This is a genomic window from Rhodoferax sp. RT5P35, from assembly GCF_056521385.1.
The window spans coordinates 153,951-173,561 of the sequence record NZ_JBWMAX010000005.1; the positions used below are offsets into that span (position 1 = coordinate 153,951).

At 65.0% G+C, this 19,611-nt stretch carries 17 protein-coding genes; 5 read left to right on the top strand and 12 right to left on the bottom strand.

Annotation, left to right across the window (positions count from 1 at the left end):
• The first annotated feature begins 119 nt into the window (after window positions 1–119).
• From AC097L_RS09325 to AC097L_RS09335, 3 genes are read left to right on the top strand one after another with little or no spacing between them, the layout of a single operon-like run.
• Window positions 120–1,070, top strand: a complete 951-nt coding sequence (locus AC097L_RS09325) for a diacylglycerol/lipid kinase family protein (protein ID WP_479586050.1) — start codon at window positions 120–122, stop codon at window positions 1,068–1,070.
• Window positions 1,067–1,870: a metallophosphoesterase family protein gene (locus AC097L_RS09330; protein ID WP_479586051.1), complete on the top strand. Its 804-nt coding sequence runs from the start codon at window positions 1,067–1,069 to the stop codon at window positions 1,868–1,870. Before AC097L_RS09325 ends, AC097L_RS09330 begins: the two co-directional genes overlap by 4 nt.
• Window positions 1,860–2,666, top strand: coding sequence for a phosphatase PAP2 family protein (locus AC097L_RS09335; protein WP_479586052.1), 807 nt, complete (start codon window positions 1,860–1,862; stop codon window positions 2,664–2,666). The genes AC097L_RS09330 and AC097L_RS09335 overlap by 11 nt, the downstream gene beginning before the upstream one ends.
• Before the next feature lie 54 nt (window positions 2,667–2,720).
• Here AC097L_RS09335 and rbsD read toward each other — a convergent pair whose 3' ends face one another.
• The 12 genes from rbsD to AC097L_RS09395 form a co-directional block, all read right to left on the bottom strand.
• Entirely contained in the window at window positions 2,721–3,125 is a 405-nt protein-coding gene (rbsD, locus tag AC097L_RS09340; protein ID WP_479586053.1) for a D-ribose pyranase, read from the bottom strand.
• A gap of 8 nt (window positions 3,126–3,133) precedes the next feature.
• Window positions 3,134–4,135 carry a LacI family DNA-binding transcriptional regulator gene (locus tag AC097L_RS09345; protein WP_479586054.1) on the bottom strand — a complete coding sequence of 334 codons (1,002 nt, stop codon included), beginning with the start codon at window positions 4,133–4,135 and terminating at the stop codon, window positions 3,134–3,136.
• A 4-nt stretch (window positions 4,136–4,139) separates the two neighbouring features.
• Entirely contained in the window at window positions 4,140–5,102 is a 963-nt protein-coding gene (locus AC097L_RS09350) for an ABC transporter permease (protein ID WP_479586055.1), read from the bottom strand.
• A 16-nt stretch (window positions 5,103–5,118) separates the two neighbouring features.
• A complete protein-coding gene (locus AC097L_RS09355; RefSeq protein WP_479586056.1) occupies window positions 5,119–6,651 on the bottom strand; it encodes a sugar ABC transporter ATP-binding protein in 1,533 nt (510 codons plus the stop codon).
• 57 nt (window positions 6,652–6,708) lie between these two features.
• Complete coding sequence (locus AC097L_RS09360) at window positions 6,709–7,665, bottom strand: substrate-binding domain-containing protein (protein WP_479586057.1); 957 nt, start codon at window positions 7,663–7,665, stop codon at window positions 6,709–6,711.
• Between the two features lie 444 nt (window positions 7,666–8,109).
• Window positions 8,110–9,582: a GGDEF domain-containing protein gene (locus AC097L_RS09365; protein ID WP_479586058.1), complete on the bottom strand. Its 1,473-nt coding sequence runs from the start codon at window positions 9,580–9,582 to the stop codon at window positions 8,110–8,112.
• 99 nt (window positions 9,583–9,681) lie between these two features.
• The gene (locus AC097L_RS09370) at window positions 9,682–10,875 is read right to left on the bottom strand and encodes an MFS transporter (RefSeq protein ID WP_479586059.1); all 1,194 of its coding nucleotides are present in this window, start codon (window positions 10,873–10,875) and stop codon (window positions 9,682–9,684) included.
• Between the two features lie 74 nt (window positions 10,876–10,949).
• The gene (locus AC097L_RS09375) at window positions 10,950–12,038 is read right to left on the bottom strand and encodes an ABC transporter ATP-binding protein (RefSeq protein ID WP_479586060.1); all 1,089 of its coding nucleotides are present in this window, start codon (window positions 12,036–12,038) and stop codon (window positions 10,950–10,952) included.
• A gap of 147 nt (window positions 12,039–12,185) precedes the next feature.
• Window positions 12,186–13,085 carry a carbohydrate ABC transporter permease gene (locus AC097L_RS09380; protein WP_479586061.1) on the bottom strand — a complete coding sequence of 300 codons (900 nt, stop codon included), beginning with the start codon at window positions 13,083–13,085 and terminating at the stop codon, window positions 12,186–12,188.
• Between the two features lie 3 nt (window positions 13,086–13,088).
• Window positions 13,089–14,003: a carbohydrate ABC transporter permease gene (locus tag AC097L_RS09385; protein WP_479586062.1), complete on the bottom strand. Its 915-nt coding sequence runs from the start codon at window positions 14,001–14,003 to the stop codon at window positions 13,089–13,091.
• 119 nt (window positions 14,004–14,122) lie between these two features.
• Window positions 14,123–15,373, bottom strand: a complete 1,251-nt coding sequence (locus AC097L_RS09390) for an ABC transporter substrate-binding protein (RefSeq protein ID WP_479586063.1) — start codon at window positions 15,371–15,373, stop codon at window positions 14,123–14,125.
• Window positions 15,374–15,471: 98 nt separating this feature from the next.
• Window positions 15,472–16,869 carry a GH1 family beta-glucosidase gene (locus tag AC097L_RS09395; RefSeq protein ID WP_479586064.1) on the bottom strand — a complete coding sequence of 466 codons (1,398 nt, stop codon included), beginning with the start codon at window positions 16,867–16,869 and terminating at the stop codon, window positions 15,472–15,474.
• Between the two features lie 147 nt (window positions 16,870–17,016).
• Here AC097L_RS09395 and AC097L_RS09400 point away from each other — a divergent pair, with 147 nt between their 5' ends.
• Together AC097L_RS09400 and AC097L_RS09405 are read left to right on the top strand one after the other, a co-directional pair.
• A complete protein-coding gene (locus AC097L_RS09400; protein ID WP_479586065.1) occupies window positions 17,017–18,966 on the top strand; it encodes a sensor histidine kinase in 1,950 nt (649 codons plus the stop codon).
• Window positions 18,963–19,610, top strand: coding sequence for a response regulator (locus AC097L_RS09405; RefSeq protein WP_479586066.1), 648 nt, complete (start codon window positions 18,963–18,965; stop codon window positions 19,608–19,610). The genes AC097L_RS09400 and AC097L_RS09405 overlap by 4 nt, the downstream gene beginning before the upstream one ends.
• Window position 19,611 lies beyond the last annotated feature (1 nt).

Sequence of the window (19,611 nt, forward strand, 5' to 3'; positions counted from 1 at the left end):
AGCCATTTCGTGCAGAAGCCGAATTTTGTAGGGTTTTTAGGCCTCTAGCGTAATAACTGTATGCGCTGTCAGCTATTTATTTGGTAGTGAACAATGCGGGGCTGCTAGGATATCGGACTATGACGCAATGCCCTGATCTAGACCCCGCCGCACCGCTTATTTTCATCATCAACGCCGCCTCGGGCCGCAGCGATGCCGATGCCAAGCGGGCGGTGATCGACCAAGCCCTGCAAGCCGCCGGGCGTACCGGCGAACTGCGCTTTGCCCGCCCTGCCGAGCTGGACCGTGTGGCCCGCGAGGCTGCGGCCACCGCACTGGCCATCCGTTCGGCGGTGGTGGCGGTGGGCGGCGACGGCACCATCAACGCTGTGGCCCAGGCGGCACACGCCGCGGGCTGTGCCATGGGCGTGGTGCCGCTGGGCACGTTCAACTACTTTGCCCGCACCCACGGCATATCTACCGAGCCCGCGCAAGCCGCGCAGATGCTGATGCAGGCCGTGCCCACGCCGGTGCAGGTCGGCACGGTGAACGGGCATGTGTTTTTGGTCAACGCCAGCCTGGGCCTGTACCCGGTGCTGCTGGAAGACCGCGAAACCTACAAATCCCGCTTCGGCCGCAGCCGCTGGGTGGCCCTGGGTGCCGCCTGCATGACGCTGCTGCGCGGCCACCGCCAGTTGCATTTGCACGTTGACCAAGGCGGCGTGGTGCGCAATGTGCGCACGTCCACCCTGTTTGTAGGCAACAACCGGCTGCAATTGGAGCAGGTAGGGCTGAACCTGAGCGACCACCCGGCGCGGCCACTAGACGACGGCCAGATCGCCGCAGTGATGCTCAAACCCATGGGCACCCTGGCCATGGTGGGCCTGATGCTGCGCGGGGCTATGGGCACGCTGGGCGATGCCGAGAACGTGGACAGCTTTGCCTTTTCGCGCATGGTGGTGCAGCCGCGCCGGCGCAAGATCAAGGTGGCGTTTGACGGCGAGGTGACCCGCATGCGCACCCCGCTGGAGTTCCGCGTGGCCGCGCAGCCGCTGTACCTGCTCAAACTCGCCGAGGGCTCCCGCGCATGACGGTGCTGCTACAGATATCCGACCCGCATTTCGGCACCGAGCAGGCCCCGGTGGTCGAGGCGCTGGCGGCCCTGGCCCAGCAGCAGCGGCCGGATTTGCTGGTGCTGTCTGGCGACATCACCCAGCGCGCGCGCGCGGGCCAGTTCCGTGCGGCGCGGGCCTGCATGGACCGGCTGGGCGCACCGTTGCTGGCGATTCCCGGCAACCACGACCTGCCGCTGCTCAACCTGTGGGCCCGCTGGAAGCACCCTTACGCCCAACACTGCGCGGCTTTTGGGGCCGATCTGGAGCCGGTGTTCCGTTCCGCCGATGTGTTGGCCATCGGCGTGAACACCACCCGGGCCTACCGGCATGAAAACGGCGAGGTGTCGGCGGCGCAGATCGACCGGGTGGCCACGCTGCTGGCCGGGGCCACGGCGGCGCAGTTGCGCATGGTGGTGGTACACCAGCCGATCGCGGTGCAGCGGGCCGAAGACATGAAAAATCTGCTGCACGGCCATGCCGAAGCCCAGCGCGTCTGGGCGCGCGCCGGGGCCGACCTGGTGCTGGGCGGGCACATCCACCTGCCGTTTGTGCTGCCACTGCCGGGCCTGGCGCGGCCCCTGTGGGCGGTGCAGGCGGGCACGGCGGTGTCGCGCCGGGTGCGGGAGGGTGCGCCGAACTCGGTCAACCTGCTGCGCTGGCAGGCCGCAGAGGCGCGTTGCGATGTGGAGCAGTGGGATTTCGCTGCCACGCTCGGGGCTTTTGTCTGCGCCAAAGTAACTTCTCTTCAAGTCGAAAGGGGGCAGCATGCCGTTTGATGTACAAGCCTGGGCCCCGTGGGCGGTGGAGATTTATGGGGTGCTGCTTGCTTTGCTACTGCTGACCGCCACCGGCGGCTGGTGGCTGGTGCGGCGCATCCATGTGCCGCGTAACCAAAGCAGCCTGCCGCCTGCGCTGTACCTGGGCCTGCGGCTTGCAGCGGGCTTTGCGGTGGTTGTGGGCGGGGCCTGGGTGTTTGCTGAAGTGGCTGAAAAGCTGGGCACCGATGGAACGATGGGCCGGGCCGACCAGGCGCTGGCCGACAGCCTGCGCACCCAGCTGCCGCTTGCCGCGCTGCAGGTGTTTGCCCTACTGACCCGCCTGGCCGATACCTCCACCGTCACCGGCCTGTGCATCCTGGTGGCCGTGCTGTTGGTGTGGCACGGCCGCCGCTGGCTGGCGCTGGGCTGGGTGGTGGCGGTGGCGGGCAACGGCGTGCTCAACACCACGCTGAAGCAGATTTTTGCGCGCGTGCGGCCGGTGCACGACGACGGGCTGGTGGCGGCCCAGGGCTTCAGCTTTCCCAGCGGCCACAGCTCGGGTTCGGTGGTGCTGTACGGCATGCTGGCCTATGTGCTGTGCCGCTTTGTGCCGCCGCGCTGGCATCTGCCGCTGGTGCTGGCGGCGGTGGCGCTGGCGTTTTCGGTGGGCGTGAGCCGAGTGTTTTTACGCGTGCACTTTGCCAGCGATGTGCTGGCCGGGTTTGCGTCTGGCACCGCCTGGTTGGTGGTCTGCATTACCAGCATCGAGCTGACAAGGTGGATGACCCACAAGCCCGGTATTTATGAAAAATAGGCCGCTAGCGCATATAGCACCTGCGCTAGTAGCTATATATTCGATAGCAATCGTTTAAAACGCCACCCCGGCCACCAGGATGATGTTGGCGTAGGGGGTGCACTCGCCGGTGCGCACCATGGCGCGGGCCTGGGAGCAGAGCTTTTTGAATTCGGCGTGGCTGACGGTGGCGGGCGGGCTGCCCAACTGGTCGGCGCACCAGGCGGGCAGTTGGCGGTTGTCGCCCACCAGGGCTTCGGTGGCGATGGTGCTGCCTTCGACCTGCAGCTCGGTCAGCACCGCTTGCAACACGGTGCGCAGGTCGGGCGTGCCGGGGCACACGGCCAGGTCGATGCGCTGCGGCGCGCCGGGGCCCACGGGGATGGGCAGGCCCGCGTCGCCCAGCACCAGCATGTCGCCATGGCCCATGCTGGCAATGACCTGGGAGAGTTCGGCGTGGAGCAAAGCAGTGCGTTTCATGGTGCGTTTCAGGGTGTCTGTGGTGCTGAGGTGGATGCGCGCACAGCCAGTTCGGGCTGCAGCAGCATTTGTTTGGCATCCAGCCGCCCGCCCTGGATGCGTTCGAGCAGCATGTCGACCGCCAGTTGGCCGATGCGCTGTTTGGGTTGCACGATGGTGGTTAGCGGCGGGCTGGTGAAGCGGGCCAGTTCGATGTCGTCAAAGCCGATGACCGACAGGTCTTGCGGGATGCGCAGCCCGGCCTCGTGTGCTGCGCTGAGCGCGCCTATGCCCATCAGGTCGTTGCACACAAACACAGCGGTCGGCTGCTGGCCCGATTGCAAAATTGCCTGCATGGCGTTGAAGCCGCCCTGGCTGCTGAAGTCGCTGTGCCAGAGCAGGTCGTCTGCCAGCCCGGCGGCGGCCAGCGCCTGCCGCCAGCCCCGGATGCGCTGGGCGCTGGGGCTGAGGTCGGCCGGGCCGCCGATGCAGGCGATGCGCCGATGGCCCAGGGCGACCAGGTGATCGGTGGCCATCTGGCCGCCTTGCAGGTGGGCGGTCTCCACCAGGTCGCAGTGCACGTGGGTGACCTCGCGGTCAAGCAGCACGGTGGGCGTGGTCAGGCCCTGCAGCAGGTCGTGCAGGTCGCTGGCTTCGCCGGTGGAGATGATGATCAGGCCGTCCACCCGCTTCTCGGCCAGCACCTGCAGGTAGATGCCCTGGCGGCGCGGCTCGTCGTCGGTGTTGCACAAAATCAGCGTGTAGCCGCTGGCAAAGCAGTGGTCTTCCACGCTGCGCACGATCTCGGCGAAGTAGGGGTTGGAGCAGTTGGGGATCAGCATCCCCAGGGTCTTGGTGGTATTGCTCTTCAGGCTGCGGGCCACGGCGCTGGGCACGTAGTCGAGGGCGCGGATGGCCGCCTCTACACCGGTGCGCGCCTTGTCGCTGACGAAGCGCGTGCGGTTGACCACGTGCGACACCGTAGAGATCGACACGTTGGCATGGCGGGCGACATCTTTGATGGAGGCCATTGTTTTAGTGGGCCAGGGCGCGTCTTTGGCGCACGGTGTCGATGATCACCGCCACCACGATCACGCAGCCGGTGATGATGCGTTTGCTCGGGTCGCTCACGCCGATCTGGGCCAGGCCGGCTTCCAGCACGGCGATGATCAGCACGCCAAAGAATGTGTTGATGACCGAGCCGCGCCCGCCCATCAGGCTGGTGCCGCCAATCACCACGGCGGCAATCACCTGCAGCTCGATGCCGGTGCCCGCGTTCGGGTCGGCGGCTTCCAGGCGGGCCGACTGCATCAGGCCCGCAAAGCCCGCCAGCAGGCCGGTGGCGGCAAACACCGCGATGCGGATCGGGCTGGGGTTGATGCCCGCCAGGCGCATGGCTTCCTCGTTGGTGCCGATGCCGACCACGTAGCGGCCAAACACGGTTTTGGTCAGCACCAGCTGGCCGACGATGACCAGGGCCACGGCAATGAAGAAGGCCGACGACACACCGCCCACCCAGGGTGCAGCCAGGCCAGAAATGGCATCGCCCACGTATTGGGTGCGCGAGTCGGTCACCACATAGGCCCCGCCGCGCACGGCTTCCAGCATGCCCAGCGAAACGATGAAGGACGGCAGCCGCCACATGACCGCAATACCGCCGGTAAGCGCGCCGCACAGCAGCCCCACCAGCAGGCCCAGCGCGGCGGCGGGCAGCACGCCCCAGTGCCAGAGCAGGATGGCGTTGGCCGTGGCCGCCGCCGACAGGGCCAGCACCGAGCCCACCGACAAATCAATGCCCGCGATGATCAGCACAAAGGTCATGCCTACCGCCATCACCAGCAGGGCCGGGATTTCGTTGGCGATGGCGACAAAGGTCTCGGCGCTGAAGAAGTATTCGCTCAGGCTACTGAACAGCGCGACCATGCCCACCAGCACGGCGCTCAGGCCCAGGTAGGTGCCGAGCTGGCTGCTGGTGGGGGATTTGGGGGATGTAGACATATTAAAAATTTAAGAATCAGCCGTGGGTGCCGTTGAGCACAGCGGTATCGGTAAAGGCGGCGGCCAGCAAGGATTTTTCGGTCCACTCGCCGCGCTCGAACACGGTGACCAGGCGGCCCTGGGCCATCACGCCGATGCGGTCGCACATCTGCATCAGCTCGCGCAGGTCGCTGGAGACCATCAGCAGGGCCTTGCCCGCCTGGGCCATTTTTTCCAGCTCAGCATAGATGTCGGCGCGTGCGCCTACGTCCACGCCACGGGTGGGTTCGTCCAGCAGCAGCACGTGGCATTCGCGGTGCAGCCAGCGGGCGAATACCACTTTTTGCTGGTTGCCGCCGCTGAGTGTGCCCACCGCCTGCTCGGGGCTGTTGCAGCGTATCGACAGGCGCTGCACCATGTCCTGGGCGATGGTGTTTTCGCGGGCCACGTCCAGCCACCCGGCGTGCGATACCGCGCCCACGTCGCTCAGCGTGGTGTTGATGCGGATGGGTTGGGCCAGCAGCAGGCCCTGAGACTTGCGGTCTTCGGTGACCAGGCCGATACCGGCGGCAATCGCCTGAATGGGCGAGCGCCAGCCTTTGTGGCTCGTGCCCTGGACGGTGATCTCGCCGGTGTCGGCGCGGTCGGCGCCGAACAGCAGGCGCAGCAGCTCGGTACGGCCACTGCCCACCAGCCCGGCAATGCCGAACACTTCACCGGCATGGACTTCCAGGTCCACGCCCTGCACGGCCTTGCCGCGGCCTAAATTCTTCGCGCTCAGCAGCAGTGGGCCGCGTGGGCGGCGCGGGCGGTGCATGTCCTGGTCGACCGCGTGGCCCACCATGAGCTGCACGATGTCGGGCTCGGTGACGCTGTGCATGGGGCAGACCTGCACCAGGCGGCCATCGCGCAGCACGGCCAGGGTGTCGGCAATTTGCACCAGCTCTTCCAGCCGGTGCGATACGTAAATGATGGCCACGCCCTGGGCCTTGAGCAGCGCAATCTGGTTAAACAGATGCTGCGTCTCGCGCGGCGTGAGCATGGCGGTGGGTTCGTCCAGGATCAGCACGCGGGTGTTGTCCTGCAAGTTGCGGGCAATTTCCACCATCTGCTGCTGGCCGATGCCGAGCTGCGACACGGGGGTGCGCGGGTCGATGTCCTGGATGCCCATCTTGGCCAGTTGTTGGGCGGCGCGGGTGTGGAGCTGCGCGTGGTCTATCCAGTGGGCACGCCAGCGGCCCCGGTGGGGAATGGCGCCGAGCAGCAGGTTTTCGGCCACGGTGAGGGTGGGCACCAGGCTCAGCTCCTGCATCACCATGCGCACGCCCAGGGCCTCGGCTTCGCGGCGGGCGGTGGGGGCAAACGGCTGGTCGCCCAGCAGCATGCTGCCCAGGCTGGCGCGTTCTAGGCCGGAGATTATTTTCGACAGCGTACTTTTGCCTGCGCCGTTTTCGCCCGTCAGCGCCAGCACCTCGCCGGGGCGCAGCGACAGGGACACGCCGTGCAGCACGGTGTTGCTGGCGTAGGTTTTGCTGACCGACTGGATGCTGAGGACGGGGGAGGGGGTCATGGGATTCGCAAATGGGGGCGTGGCGCAGACACATGCCTGCGCCACGGGGGGCCGAGCTTACTTGGTGTCTTTGGTGACCAAAACGACGTCGGTCTGGATGGCGGCGGGCATTTCTGCTTGCTTCTTCTTCTTCTCGGCCAGCGCCTTCAGCGCGATCTCGATGCCGAACACGGCTTGCTTGGCACCGAACTGGTCGGCGGTGGCCAGCATGCGGCCGTCTTTCAGCATGGGTTTCACGGCGGTGATGTTGTCGTAGCCCACCACCTGCACTTGGCCGGTCTTGCCCGCAGCCTTGACGGCGGCGACGGCACCCAGGGCCATGTTGTCGTTACCGGCCAGCAGGGCCTTCAGGTCGGGGTGTTCGCGCAGCATGCCCGAACCCACGGTGTTGCCCTTGTCGATTTCCCAGTTGCCCGACTGCACGCTGACCACGGTGGCACCAGCGGCCTTCATCGCGTCCTGGTAGCCCAGGGTGCGCTGTTGCGCATTGAAGGTGGTGGACACGCCTTCGATGATGCCGACCTTGTCGCCCGCCTTCAGGCTCTTGGCCAGGAAGTCGCCGACCAGCTTGGCACCGGCGCGGTTGTCCGGGCCGGCGAACGGGATCTGGATGCCCTTTTCCTTTTGCGCATCGGCATCGAGCTGGTTGTCGATGTTGACCACCAGAATGCCCTTGTCGATGGCGGTCTTGAGCACCGGCACCAGGGCCTTGGAGTCGGCCGGGGCGATGACGATGGCATCGGCCTTCTGGGCAATCATCTGCTCGACCATGCGGATCTGGGCCGCGGTGTCGGTTTCGTTCTTGATGCCGTTGGACACCAGGGTGTACTTGGCGGCATTGGCCTTGTTGTGGGCCTTGGCACCGTCTTCCATGGTGCGGAAGAACTCGTTGGCCAGCGATTTCATCACCAGGGCGACTTTGGGCTTGTCGGCGGCGAAGCTGGGGCCGGCGAACAGGCCGGCCATGATGCTCAGGGCGAGGGTGGTTTGGACGGTGCGGCGGGTAAATGGCATGGGTTTGTCTCCAGAGCGTTGTGGAACAGAACTTACGCAAGACCCCCTGCACGCCCAGCGGGCGACGCCGGGGGCGCTGCGTAAGTCCTATGAAAGTACAGCGGGCGGGCGAGGGCGGCGGGGCCGGTCCGTGCGGGCTTCTGTGGCGCGGATAATAACTTGGCAAACGTTTGCGCAAACGTTTTCTTTATCAGGATAAACCCGGGAGTGGGTCATGCTGAAAGTTGGAAAACGCTATAAATTAAATAGCAATAAGCGTATGCTTATTAGGCGCTAGAGCTGGTTTTAATGTTCAATTTTTAACTGCCCAGCTTCCCCGTGCTGCAAAAACGTACGCCGTCCAGAAACACCGCAGAACTGGCTTTGCCAGGCTGCTGCTGGTGTTGCCCTCAGCAAAGAAGTTGGCGAAAGATGCGAACCACGGTCCCCAGGGCATGTGACTCGCTACGCTGAATCCATGTCTAGCAGCACGGTCTGGTTGCGCCCCCGCGCCTTGGCCTGGTACAGCGCCTGGTCGGCCTGCTGCACCAGCAGGTCGGTGGTTTCGCCCACGGCGGGCACGTGCAGCGCCACGCCCAGGCTGGCGGTGACCGTGCCAAACGGCGATTGCGCGTGGGGTAGGGCCAGATCGGCCAGCGCCAGGCGGGCGGTCTCGGCGATGTGCAGGGCATCCGCGGCATCGTGCACCGAAGCCAGCAGCACAAATTCTTCGCCGCCATAGCGGGCCACCAGGTCGCCGCTGCGGTGCAAATGGGCGGCCAGCAGGTGGGCGATGTGGCACAGGCAGTCGTCACCCGCCAGGTGGCCGTAATGGTCGTTGTAGGGCTTGAAAAAGTCCACGTCCAGCATCACCAGCGCCAGCGGCTGGCCGCTGCGGGCGGCACGGCTCCATTCGCTGGCCAGCACTTCGTCGAAGCGGCGGCGGTTGGCGATGCCGGTCAGGCCGTCGGTGGCGCTCAGGGCCGCCAGCCGGGCATTGGAGGCTTCCAGCGCCTGGGTGCGTTCGCGCACTTTGTCTTCCAGCCCGCGTTCGTGGGTTTTCAGCTCGGTCAGCAAAATGGCGAAGCCAATGCCGATGGTGCACAGCGTGAGGATGAACTCTTGCGCCCGGACGATTTCCAGGTGCATATCGACCGCCCCGAACGGCTGGTGGCCGGTGGTCAGGACCCAGGCGGTAGCCAGTGAAATCAGCGCCACGGCCAGCGTCGTCCAGCGCACGCCAAAACGCACGGCCAGGTACAGCACCGGCGGCAGCAGCAGGTCGGGAGTCACCGACACGCCGCCAATTTCGCCGCGGTAGGAGGAAAACACCAGCCCAGCCAACGCCAGGCCCAGCAGCACAACGGTGGCATCGAGCAGGGTAAAGCGGATGGGGGCTGACAGCACCGCCCCAGAGAAGCTCAGCAGCAGCGGGGTGTAGATCAGCAGCCCCAGCGCATCGCCAAACCACCACAGCCGTACCAAGGTCAGGTACGGCGTAGTGGTGGCATCCAGTTGCAGCAGCACGGCCGATGCCAGCAGGCTGGCCAGCAGCGCACCGACGATAGGCCCCGCCACGATAAATTTGCCGAAGTCCCGAAACCGCTGCAGCCCCAGAGACACATGCATGCGCCGCATCAGCAAGTAGGCAAACACCACCTCGGCCAGGTTGACCAGGCTCAGCAACACCGCGCCCCAGGGTGAAAAAGCCGACAAACTTGCCAGCACGTCCGAGCTATAGGTCAGCGCCGCCATGGCCCAGCCACGCTGGCCCTGGTAGCGCATCAAGGCGGCCAGTAGAACGGCATTGGGCAGCCAGACCACGACCTCGGTTTCCGGGGTGACGGCGCAAAAGAGAGTGAGCTTGACGCTGGCGAAATGTAGCAGCGGCAGCAGCAGGTACATCCACCAGGGCGGGCGGTCTTGTCTGTCGGACAAGTAGGGTGGTGGCAGGGTGGCGTTCACCCGCCTATGGTAGGGGACTCTGGTTTTTTAAGGAATTTAGGCATCTAGCGCATACGCCGTCTACGCTGGTAGCTATGTTTTTTGTAGTACGGGCATGGCCGGTTGCCAGATCCGCCGCAGTGCGGGCACCAGCGCCAGGTACACCGCGCCAAAGAGCACGAAGCCCAGGGTCAGCACCTGGCTTTCAAACTGGCTGTTGAGCAGCAAAAACAGGCCCACGCCCACCATGCGGCCAATGCCCAGCGGAATTTCGCGCACCACGATGTAGTCCAGCTTGTGCTGGTCGTAGTCGGGCGCGGACTCTATGGCCGCGTAGCTCCAGGCCATTTCGCAGGTGGTGATGGTGTTCATGCCGATGGCGCTGGCAATGCCGTAGACCACCAGCATGCCGGGCTGCTGCACCAACGCCAACCCGATGGAGGCGGTGCACACCAGCAGCGCCCCCAGGGTGTAGGTGTGCAGCCGGTGCCGGGCCTGGCTGCGCGCGGCCAAGGCCACGCTGGACACCAGGCCCACCAACGCCACCATGGCGCTGTAGGCCCCCAGGGCAAACTCGTCCTGCAGGATCGAAAAGGCCATGATGGTGACCAGAAAGCTGGTGTAGGTGCCTTGCACCGTGGCCATGGCGGTGCTGACCCAGAACATGCCGCGCCAGGTGCGCTGCTTGTTGCGCCACGCGCCCAGCAGGTTGGACTGGCGTGCCAGCGGCTGGCCGGTGATGCGCGTCGACCACCAGGTTGCCGCGGCAAACGTCAGCAGCGACAGGCCAAACACGGTGCTGTAGCCGGGGGTACCCGCGATGTGCTGGATCAGCCAGCCCGCCAGCAGCGGCGCCACGATGGAGGCGCTGCTGGTCAGGTAGTTGGCGACATACAAGAAGCGGTCGCGCTGCGCGTCCTGGGCGTTTTCCAGAAACTGCATGTGCTGGCCAATGACGAAGAAGCTGACCGCCAGGCCCAGCAGGCCGCCAATCAGCACCACGTGCTGGGCGCAGTCTTCCTGCAGCCACAGGATCACCGCGTAGGCCAGCATGAACAGCACCAGCCCGACCCGCGAACTGGCCATGGGCGAGGTGCGCCGCGCGTGCAGGCTGCACAGCGGAAAGCTCAGCAAAATAGCGGCCGACTGGCTCAGGCTGAAGCTGGCCTGGGTGAGCAGCGAGCGGTCGATGTTCCAGATGTAGAGGTTGACGAAGATGTTGGACAAGCCTACGGCAAAGGCTTGCAACATCATCAGGATTAAAAAGCGCCGGGCGTTGAGGGTCATGGTGTGATTGTGGGGGAGGGGGCTGCCCTCAACCCGGCCCGCTCCCACGCTTGGGAGAGGGTGAGGGTAAGGCGTTACAGCCGCTTGCCATCCTCGCCAAACAGCGAAATGCGCCGCGCATCGCACTGCACGCCCAGGGTGTGGCCGCGCTGGTGCGGGGTGTGGCTCTCGGCGATGGCCGACATGGCCGTGCCGCCCAGGTCCAGCCACAGCACCACCATGGCCCCCATGGGCTCAGCCAGGGTGACGGTGGCTTTACCCATGACAGCCAGGGCCGGTTGTTCCAGTGGCACCAGGTCGATGTGCTCGGGGCGGATGCCCAGCACGGCTTTCTGGCCCATGTGCGGCGGCTCGGCGAAGGGGTAGGCCGCCACGTTCACAGTAAGGCCGGGGGCGTGCCACACCAGTTGGCCGTTGTCAGAGGCAATCACGCCTTCAAAGAAGTTCATGGTGGGTGAGCCCAAAAAACCCGCCACGAAGCGGTTCACCGGTCGGTCGTAGACCTCGGCGGGCGTGCCGATTTGCTGGATCTTGCCGTCCAGCATCACGGCGATGCGGCTGGCCAGGGTCATGGCCTCGGTCTGGTCGTGGGTCACGTAAACCATGGTTTTGCCGATGTCGTGGTGCAGCTGCTTGAGCTCGCGGCGCAGCTCGTTGCGCAGCTTGGCATCCAGGTTGGACAGCGGTTCGTCGAACAGATACACCCCGGCATCGCGCACCAGGGCCCGGCCAATCGCCACCCGCTGGCGCTGCCCGCCCGACAGCTGCGAGGGCTTGCGCTGCAGCAGCGGCCCCAGGTGCAGCATGGTGGCGGCGCGCTCCACGCGGCGGGTGATTTCATCTTTGGGGATGCCGGTGATGCGCGGGCCGAAGGACATATTGCGTTCCACCGTCATGGTGGGGTAGAGCGCATAGCTTTGGAACACCATGCCGATGGACCGGTCCTTGGGGTCGGCCCAGGTCACGTCGGTGCCGCCGATGGCAATCACACCATCATGCACGTCGATCAGCCCGGCAATGCTGTGCAGCAGGGTGGATTTGCCGCAGCCCGAGGGGCCGAGCAACACCAGAAATTCGCCATCGACCACTTCCAGGTCCATGTTTTGCAAAATGTCCACATTGCCCAGACGGATGTGGAGTTGTTGGATCGAAACGCTTGCCATAGTGATTCCTCTAATTTTTGTAAAGCCGCCAAGGCAGGTGATAAACCACCCTTCCAGAAACACCGCAGAACTGGCTTTGCCAGGCTGCTGGTGTTGCCCCCTGCAAGGGGGTTGGCGAAAAGCGCTTGCGCTGTAGCCTGGGGGTGTTCAACCCTTCACAGCACCGGCGGCGATGCCACGCACGAACCAGCGACCGGAGATGAGATAGATGAACAGCGGCACCGAAGACGTGAGGATGGTGGCCGCCATATTGACGTTGTACAAACGTTCGCCGGTGGTGGTGTTGATGATGTTGTTGAGCTGCACCGTCATGGGCAGGTTCTCGCGCCCGGCAAACACCAGGCCCAGCAAAAAGTCGTTCCAGATGCCAGTCACCTGCATGATCACCGCCACGATCAGGATGGGCGTGGACATGGGAAGCATCAGCTGGAAGAAGATGCGCCAGAAGCCACCGCCGTCGATGCGCGCGGCCTTCACCAGCTCTTCGGGCAAGCTTGCGTAGTAGTTGCGAAACAGCAGCGTCATCACCGGCATGCCGAAGATGGTGTGCACCAGCACGATGGCGGGCAGGGTGCTGAACAGGCCCAGCATCGACAAGCCGCGTACCAGCGGGTACAGGTGCACCTGGTAGGGAATGAACGCGCCCAGCAGCAAAATGGCAAAGAACCAGCCCGCCCAGGGCCTGCGCCAGTAGGCCAGCGCATAGCCGTTGAGCGCACCGATAAAGATGGACAGCGCCGCGCTGGGGATCACGATCTTCAAAGAGTTCCAAAAACCCACCTGGATGCCGGTGCACTCCAGCCCGGTGCAGGCGCTGGACCAGGCCACCACCCAGGCATCGATAGTCGGCCGACTGGGCAGGGCGAAGATCTGGCCCAGGCGGATTTCTTCCATGGGCTTGAGCGAGGTCACCACCATCACGTACAGCGGCAGCAGAAAGAACAGCGCGCTCATCAGCAAAAAGGCGTAGATGCCGAGCCGGGCCGGGGTGAAAAAGCGTTGTTTAGGGCGCTGGTTGCGCACTTTGAGGAGTATCCCAGAGGTCATGGTTTAGTGGCCCTTGTTGTTCGCATGTTCCATTCGGTTTTTGGCGTACAGCCAGGGCAGCAGCAGAGCCAGCACCGTCAGCAGCAGTACCACCGAGGCGGCCGAGGCCAGGCCGATGTTGGCGCGGTTGAACAGGTAGTCCATGATGAATTTGGCAGGCACCTCGCTGGCAATGCCGGGGCCGCCGCCGGTCATGGCGACCACCACGTCAAATACCTTGATCACGCCCAGCGACAGCAGCACCGTGGCGGTGGCAATGCTGGGGGCAATCATCGGCAGCACGATGCTCAGGTAGACGCGCCAGACGGGGATGCCGTCGATGCGCGCAGCCTTCCAGATTTCTTCGTCTACGCCGCGCAGGCCGGCCAGCAGCAGCGCCATCACCAGCCCGGCCGACTGCCACACGGCGGCCAGGGCGATGGCGTACATCACCTTGTCCTGGCTGATGATCCAGTCGAACTCAAAGTTGGGAAAACCCAGCTGGCGCACCGCCTCTTGCAGGCCCAGGCCGGGGTTCAGCATCCACTGCCAGACCAGGCCGGTGGCCACAAAGCTCATGGCGTAGGGGTACAGAAAGATGGTGCGCAAAATGCCCTCGCCGCGCACCTTCTGGTCGATGAACACGGCCAGAAAGAAGCCCAGCACCAGGCAGGCCACGACAAAGATCACGCCAAACAGCGCCATGTTGTGCAGCGACAGCCACCAGCGGTCGGTGGTGAAGAGCTTTTCGTACTGGGCCAAGCCGACGAAGTTGGTGTTGGGAAAGGTTTTGGCGCTGGTGAACGATACGGTGATCGACCACAGCACGGTGCCCACGTAGCACAGCAGCACGGTGATGGCCATGGGCAGCAGGGCGAAGTTGACCGCCCAGTTTTGGCGCTTGCCGCGCCGGAGCGGCGGTTTTGGAAGAGTGGCCATCAAAGAGGTCCTAGGTACGGTACAGGGATGCAATACACAACAATGCCGACGTGTTTTCGCACGTCGGCACCGTGGGGGCTAGCGGGAAAGCGCTAAGTTAACGCTCCCGCCCATGGTGTTTAGCCCTTGATCGCGCCTTGTAATGCCTTCACCACATCGTCCACCGACTGGTTGTTGTTCCAGTATTTGGAGATGGTGTCTTGCACTGCACCAGCCACATCGGGCGGCAGCAACGCGTCGGGGTTGGCCAGGTGGCGGCTCTTGTCCTTCATGATGGTCAGGCCGGTTTGGGCGCACAGGTCCATCTGCGAGCTGTCTACGTCGGTGCGGATGGGGATGGAGCCCTTTTTGTTGTTGAACGCGACCTGGGTGGCGGCCGAGGTCATCGACGTGGCCAGCATCTGCTGCGCCTTGATGGCAGCCGGGTCTTTGGTGCGGGGGAATACAAACACGTCACCGGCAATGATGTACGGCGACTTGGGGCCAAAGCCGGGGAAGCAGCCATAGTCCTTGCCCGCCACCTGCTTGGCGTTGTTGAATTCGCCCTTGGCCCAGTCGCCCATGATCTGCACGCCGGCCTTGCCGGTGATCAGCATCGAGGTGGCATCGTTCCAGTTGCGGCCCGGGGAGCCCGCGTCGGTGTAGCTTTTCAGGCGTTTGAAGTCGGTCAGCACCTTGCGGAAGGCGGGCGAGTTGATGGCGGCGGCATCGCGGTCTTTGAAGAACTTCAGGTACAGCTCGGGTCCACCGGCCTGGGCCAGCCAGCTGGAGAAGGTGATGTTTTCCTGCCAGCCCTGGCCACCCAGCGCCAGCGGCACCAGGCCTGCGGCCTTGAGCTTGTCCAGCGCGGCAAACAGTTCGTCGGGGGTCTTGGGTTCGCTGGTGATGCCCGCCTTGGCAAATGCGGGCTTGGAATACCAGAACCAGCTGGGCATGTGGATGTTGACCGGGGCGGCGTAGTAGTGGCCATTCACCTTGATGCTGGTGATGATGGGCGCGGGCAGCATGGTGTCCCATTTTTCCTTGGCAGCCACGGCATCGATGTCGTTGAGCATGCCCTCTTTGATGATGTCCAGGTACTGCTGCGAAGTGTTGAACATGGCCGCCGTGGGCGGGTTGCCGCCGACGATGCGGTTGATGGCCGCTGCACGGGCCTGCTCACCCCCCGCAACGGCCGAGTCCACCCACTGGCCACCCGCTTTGTTGAACGCCGTGGCCAGTTCCTGCACCGCTGCCGATTCGCCCCCCGAGGTCCACCAGTGCATGACTTCCGCTTTGGTCTGCGCCTGTGCGCCGGTAGCGGCCATGAGGCCGATACCGGCCAGCGCTGCAATGGCCAGGGCCACCGAGGTACGAACTTGTGTTTGCATGTTGTCTCCAGTTTTTATTGAAAGAGGGCTCACTGCCCAGGGGAAAAAGGGCAGAACCGGCACACACGGTGCCGATCCTGCCAGGGAAATCTAGCGTGTTAACGCTGAGAGCGTTCCTTACGCTGCTGCAAGAAGGCTTGCACCGCCAGCGAACTGTGTTTGGGCGTGCGTACCTGGGTGGTGTAGTCCACATGGGTGATGCCAAAGCGGCGCTCGTAGCCGTAGGCCCATTCAAAATTGTCCATCAGCGACCAGATGAAGTAGCCGCGCACGTCCACCCCGGCCTTGATGGCGGTGTCCACGGCCATCAAATGCCGCTCCAGGAAGCGGATGCGCTGGGGGTCGGCCACGCCGCCGTCGGCTCCCACACTGTCGTCGTTGGCCATGCCGTTTTCGGTGATGTAGACCGGTGGCATGTCTTTGTAGCGGGCGTTGAAGTCCACCAGCAGGTCGGTCAGGCCCTGGGGATATACCTCCCAGCCCATCTGCGTGCGTTCCACCTGGTTGGATTGGGCGGAGTGGGGGGCTTCCTGGTAGCCACCCTTGCCGTCCGATTCGACCTCGGTGCGGAAGTAGTAGTTGATGCCCAGGAAATCCATCTTGGTGGAGATGATCTCCATATCGCCCGCCAGCACCAGCGGCTCGGTGCCTGGCCACAGGCGGAACAGGTCGGCCGGATAGGTGCCCAGCAGCAGTGGGTCGAACACCCAGTGGTTTTGCTGCACATAGGCCAGATACGAAGCGTCCTGGTCTGCGGCGCTGCCGGTGTGCGGGCCAAACACGCCGGTGTTGCAGACGATGCCGCGCATCGCCTTGGGGTCGTTGGCTTTGATTTTGGCCAGCGCCAGACCGTGGCCCAGCAGCAGGTGGTGCAGGGCCTGCGTGGTCTGGCGCAGGTCGGTCACGCCGGGGGCGTGGCGGCCGATGCCGTAGCCCAGGTAGGCTGAGCACCAGGGTTCGTTCAGCGTGGCCCAGGCGGTGACCTTGCCCGCCAGCTCGCGGCTCATCAGGTCGGCATAGTCGGCAAAAGCGTAGGCGGTTTCGCGGCTGGCCCAGCCGCCCCGGTCTTGCAGGTGCTGGGGCAGATCCCAGTGGTACAGGGTGACGTAGGTTTGCACGCCATTGGCGATGAGCGCGTCCAGCAGTTTTTTGTAGAAGTGGATGCCTTTGGCGTTGGGGTTGCCCTTTTCGTCCATCACGCGCGGCCAGGCGATCGACAAGCGGTAGGCATCTACGCCCAGCCCGGCAATCATGTCTACATCGGCCTCCCAGCGGTGGTAGTGGTCGCAGGCCACGTCGCCGTGGTCGCCGTGCAGCACGCGGCCGGGCTCGTCACAGTAGGTGTCCCAGATGGACTGCAGGCGGCCATCCTCGTCGGCAGCGCCTTCGATCTGGTAGGAGGCCGTGGCCACGCCCATCAGGAATTCAGGCTGGGCAATGGCCGAGGTGGCGGGGATGTTCAGGGCAGGAATATTCAGGGCGGGGACAGCGGGCATGGTGTTCCAGAAAATGCAGCAGGGTGGGTAAGAACGTTTTCGATGTGGCGATGTTAGGGACGACGGGCGCTGCGGTATGTAGGGAAAGTTTGACACCCGTACTATGGGTATCCCTGAGTGCGAGCCGATGCGGCACACTTGCACACCATGCACGACACCCCCCCACTTCTGACCGACCGCCTGGGTGCCGACGGCCTGCCGGGCGTGCCCGGCTACAGCGAGCAAAAGCTGCAAAACGACCCCCGCTTCGGCCAGGGCGCGGTGTGGCGCTGGCTCAGCGAGGCCGACCTGCTGGACCAGCGTGGCGAGGCCCAGGCCGAATCGGTGCTGGTCTCCAACAGCCACCGCGTGTGGCAACTGCTGCGCGAGATGCCGGTGGGCCTGGTGCTGTACGACGCCGACTTCAACGTGGTCTACCAGAACCGCGCCAGCGAGTTGATGACCGGTTTTGGTGCCGACGAAGCCGTGGGCCGCTCCCCGGTAGGCCTGTGGATACTGCCCGACCAGGTGGTCAACCTGAACCACACTCTGCACCGCATGCGCACTGAACGCATATCGCTGCACGGGCGCGGCGTGCAACTGCGCCGCGATGGCCATGTGGCCTGGGTGCAGTGGTACACCACGCCGCTGTTCGAGGGCGACGTATTCATCGGCTACCTGGGCACCCACACCGACATCAGCGAAGAGCTGCGCGCCCACACCGCCGTGCGCGCTGCCAAGCAGCAGGTTGATCTGCTGGTGGACGCGGCGGTAGACATCGCCATGCTGCAGCTCTCGCCACTGGGCCGGGTGCAAAGCTGGAACCGCAATGTGCAGACCCTGTTTGGCTTGCCCGCGCTAGAGGTGCTGGGCCAGGACCTGGCGCAGGTGCTGGACCTGCCCGCGCATTGGCCGGCATTGCTGGACGGTGCGGCGGGCGGTGCGCGCATGGAATTTGAAGGCTGGCTGCCGCGCCAGCCCGAGGGGCGTTTCTGGGGCAACCTGCTGCTGTATCCGCGGACCGATGAAGTCAATACCGTGGTGGCCGTGGTGTTGGTGGCCCGCGACCTGAGCGACCGCCGCCTGGCCGAGCAAAAAATCCGCGACAGCGAAGCCCTGCTGTCGGCCATTGTCTCCACCACCAGCGACGCGATTTTGGGCCTGGACGCGCAAGCCTGCGTGGTCTTCAGCAACCCCGCTGCCCAGCGCATCTTTGGCCGCAGCGCCATTCAGCTGCTGGGCCTGCCGTTGGCGGATGTGCTGCCCCATTCGGACCTGCCCGGCCTGATCGGCGCGGTGCGCACCCTGTCGGGCAAGCGCCACGACGGGGCCGCGCTGCACCTGGAGGCTTCGGCCAGCGAAACCCGCGTCAACGGCGACATCCTCGTCACCCTGACCGCCCGCGACGTAACCGAGCGGGTCGAATCCGAGCAGGCCCTGCGGCACTACCGCGAGCAGCTCTCGGCCCTGTCGCGCCAGCTGATGGAGGCCGAGCAGCAAACCAACCAGCGCCTGGCCCAGTTGCTGCACGACCAGCTCGGACAGACCCTCACCACCCTGCGCATCTCGGTCGATGCCCTGCGCGCCCAGCTGCCGCCCAGCGCCACGCCGGCCATCGACAAAAGCTGGACCCGCGTGTCCGGCATGATCGACCGCGGCATGCGCGAGGTGCGCCAGGTGCTGGTCGAGCTGCGCCCGCCGCTGCTGCAAGAACATGGCCTGGGCGTGGCGCTGGACAACGAAGTCCAGGCCGAAGCCGCCAACCACAGCGCGGTGGCCCTGCGCCTGCACATCCCCCCCGCCATGGCCGACCGCCGCTGGAACCCCGAGGTCGAATACGCCGTCTTCATGGTGGCCCGCGAAGCCATCGGCAACGCCCTGTGCCATGCCCGCTGCCAAAGCCTCACCGTGGGCATCGAACCGCTGGGCACGCTGGGCCTGCGCCTGATGGTGCAAGACGACGGCATCGGCCTGGGCCCCATCGGCCAGGCCCTGAAACCCGGCCACCTGGGCCTGGTGGGCATGCGCGAGCGCTCCCAGGCCATCGGTGCCCATTTGAGTGCCCGCACCGCCGACAACGAGCGCGGCACCGTCATCGAACTGAGCTATTCCCCATGACTGACAGCGTTTACCTGGTCGATGACCACGCCATCCTGCGCGAGGGCCTGCGGGCGCTGCTGGAGCCGTCTGGTTTTAACGTGGTGGGCGAAAGCGGCGACCTGCCCACTGCCTTGCACGACATCGTCCGTGCCCCACCCGACTGCGTGCTGCTGGATCTGTCGCTGGGCGAGCGCTCTGGCCACGAGCTGCTGGCCGAGCTGCAGCGCCGCAAAATCCCCAGCCGCGTCGTCGTGCTGAGCATGATGGCCCAGCCCCGCCAGGTGATGGATGCCGTGCGCATGGGGGCCATGGGCTACGTGCTCAAGGGCGCGTCCGGGGCCGAGGTCATCACCGCCCTGCGCCAGGCTTGCTGCGGCCAGCACTACTGGAGCGTCGCCATCGAGCGCGTGGCCCAGGAAGCCCTGCTGCCCGCCGACCCCGGCGCCCCGCTGGAGCCGCTGCACACCCTGTCGCAGCGCGAGCGCCAGGTGCTGAACCTGGTGGTGCGCGGGCAGGCTAGCAGCAGCATCGCCCACACCTTGAACTTGTCCGCCAAGACGGTGGAGACCTACCGATCGCGCGTGATGGGCAAGCTGGGGGTGAGCGACATCACCGGGCTGGTGCGGCTGGCGGTGAAGGAGGGCTTGTTGGATGGAGAGTGAG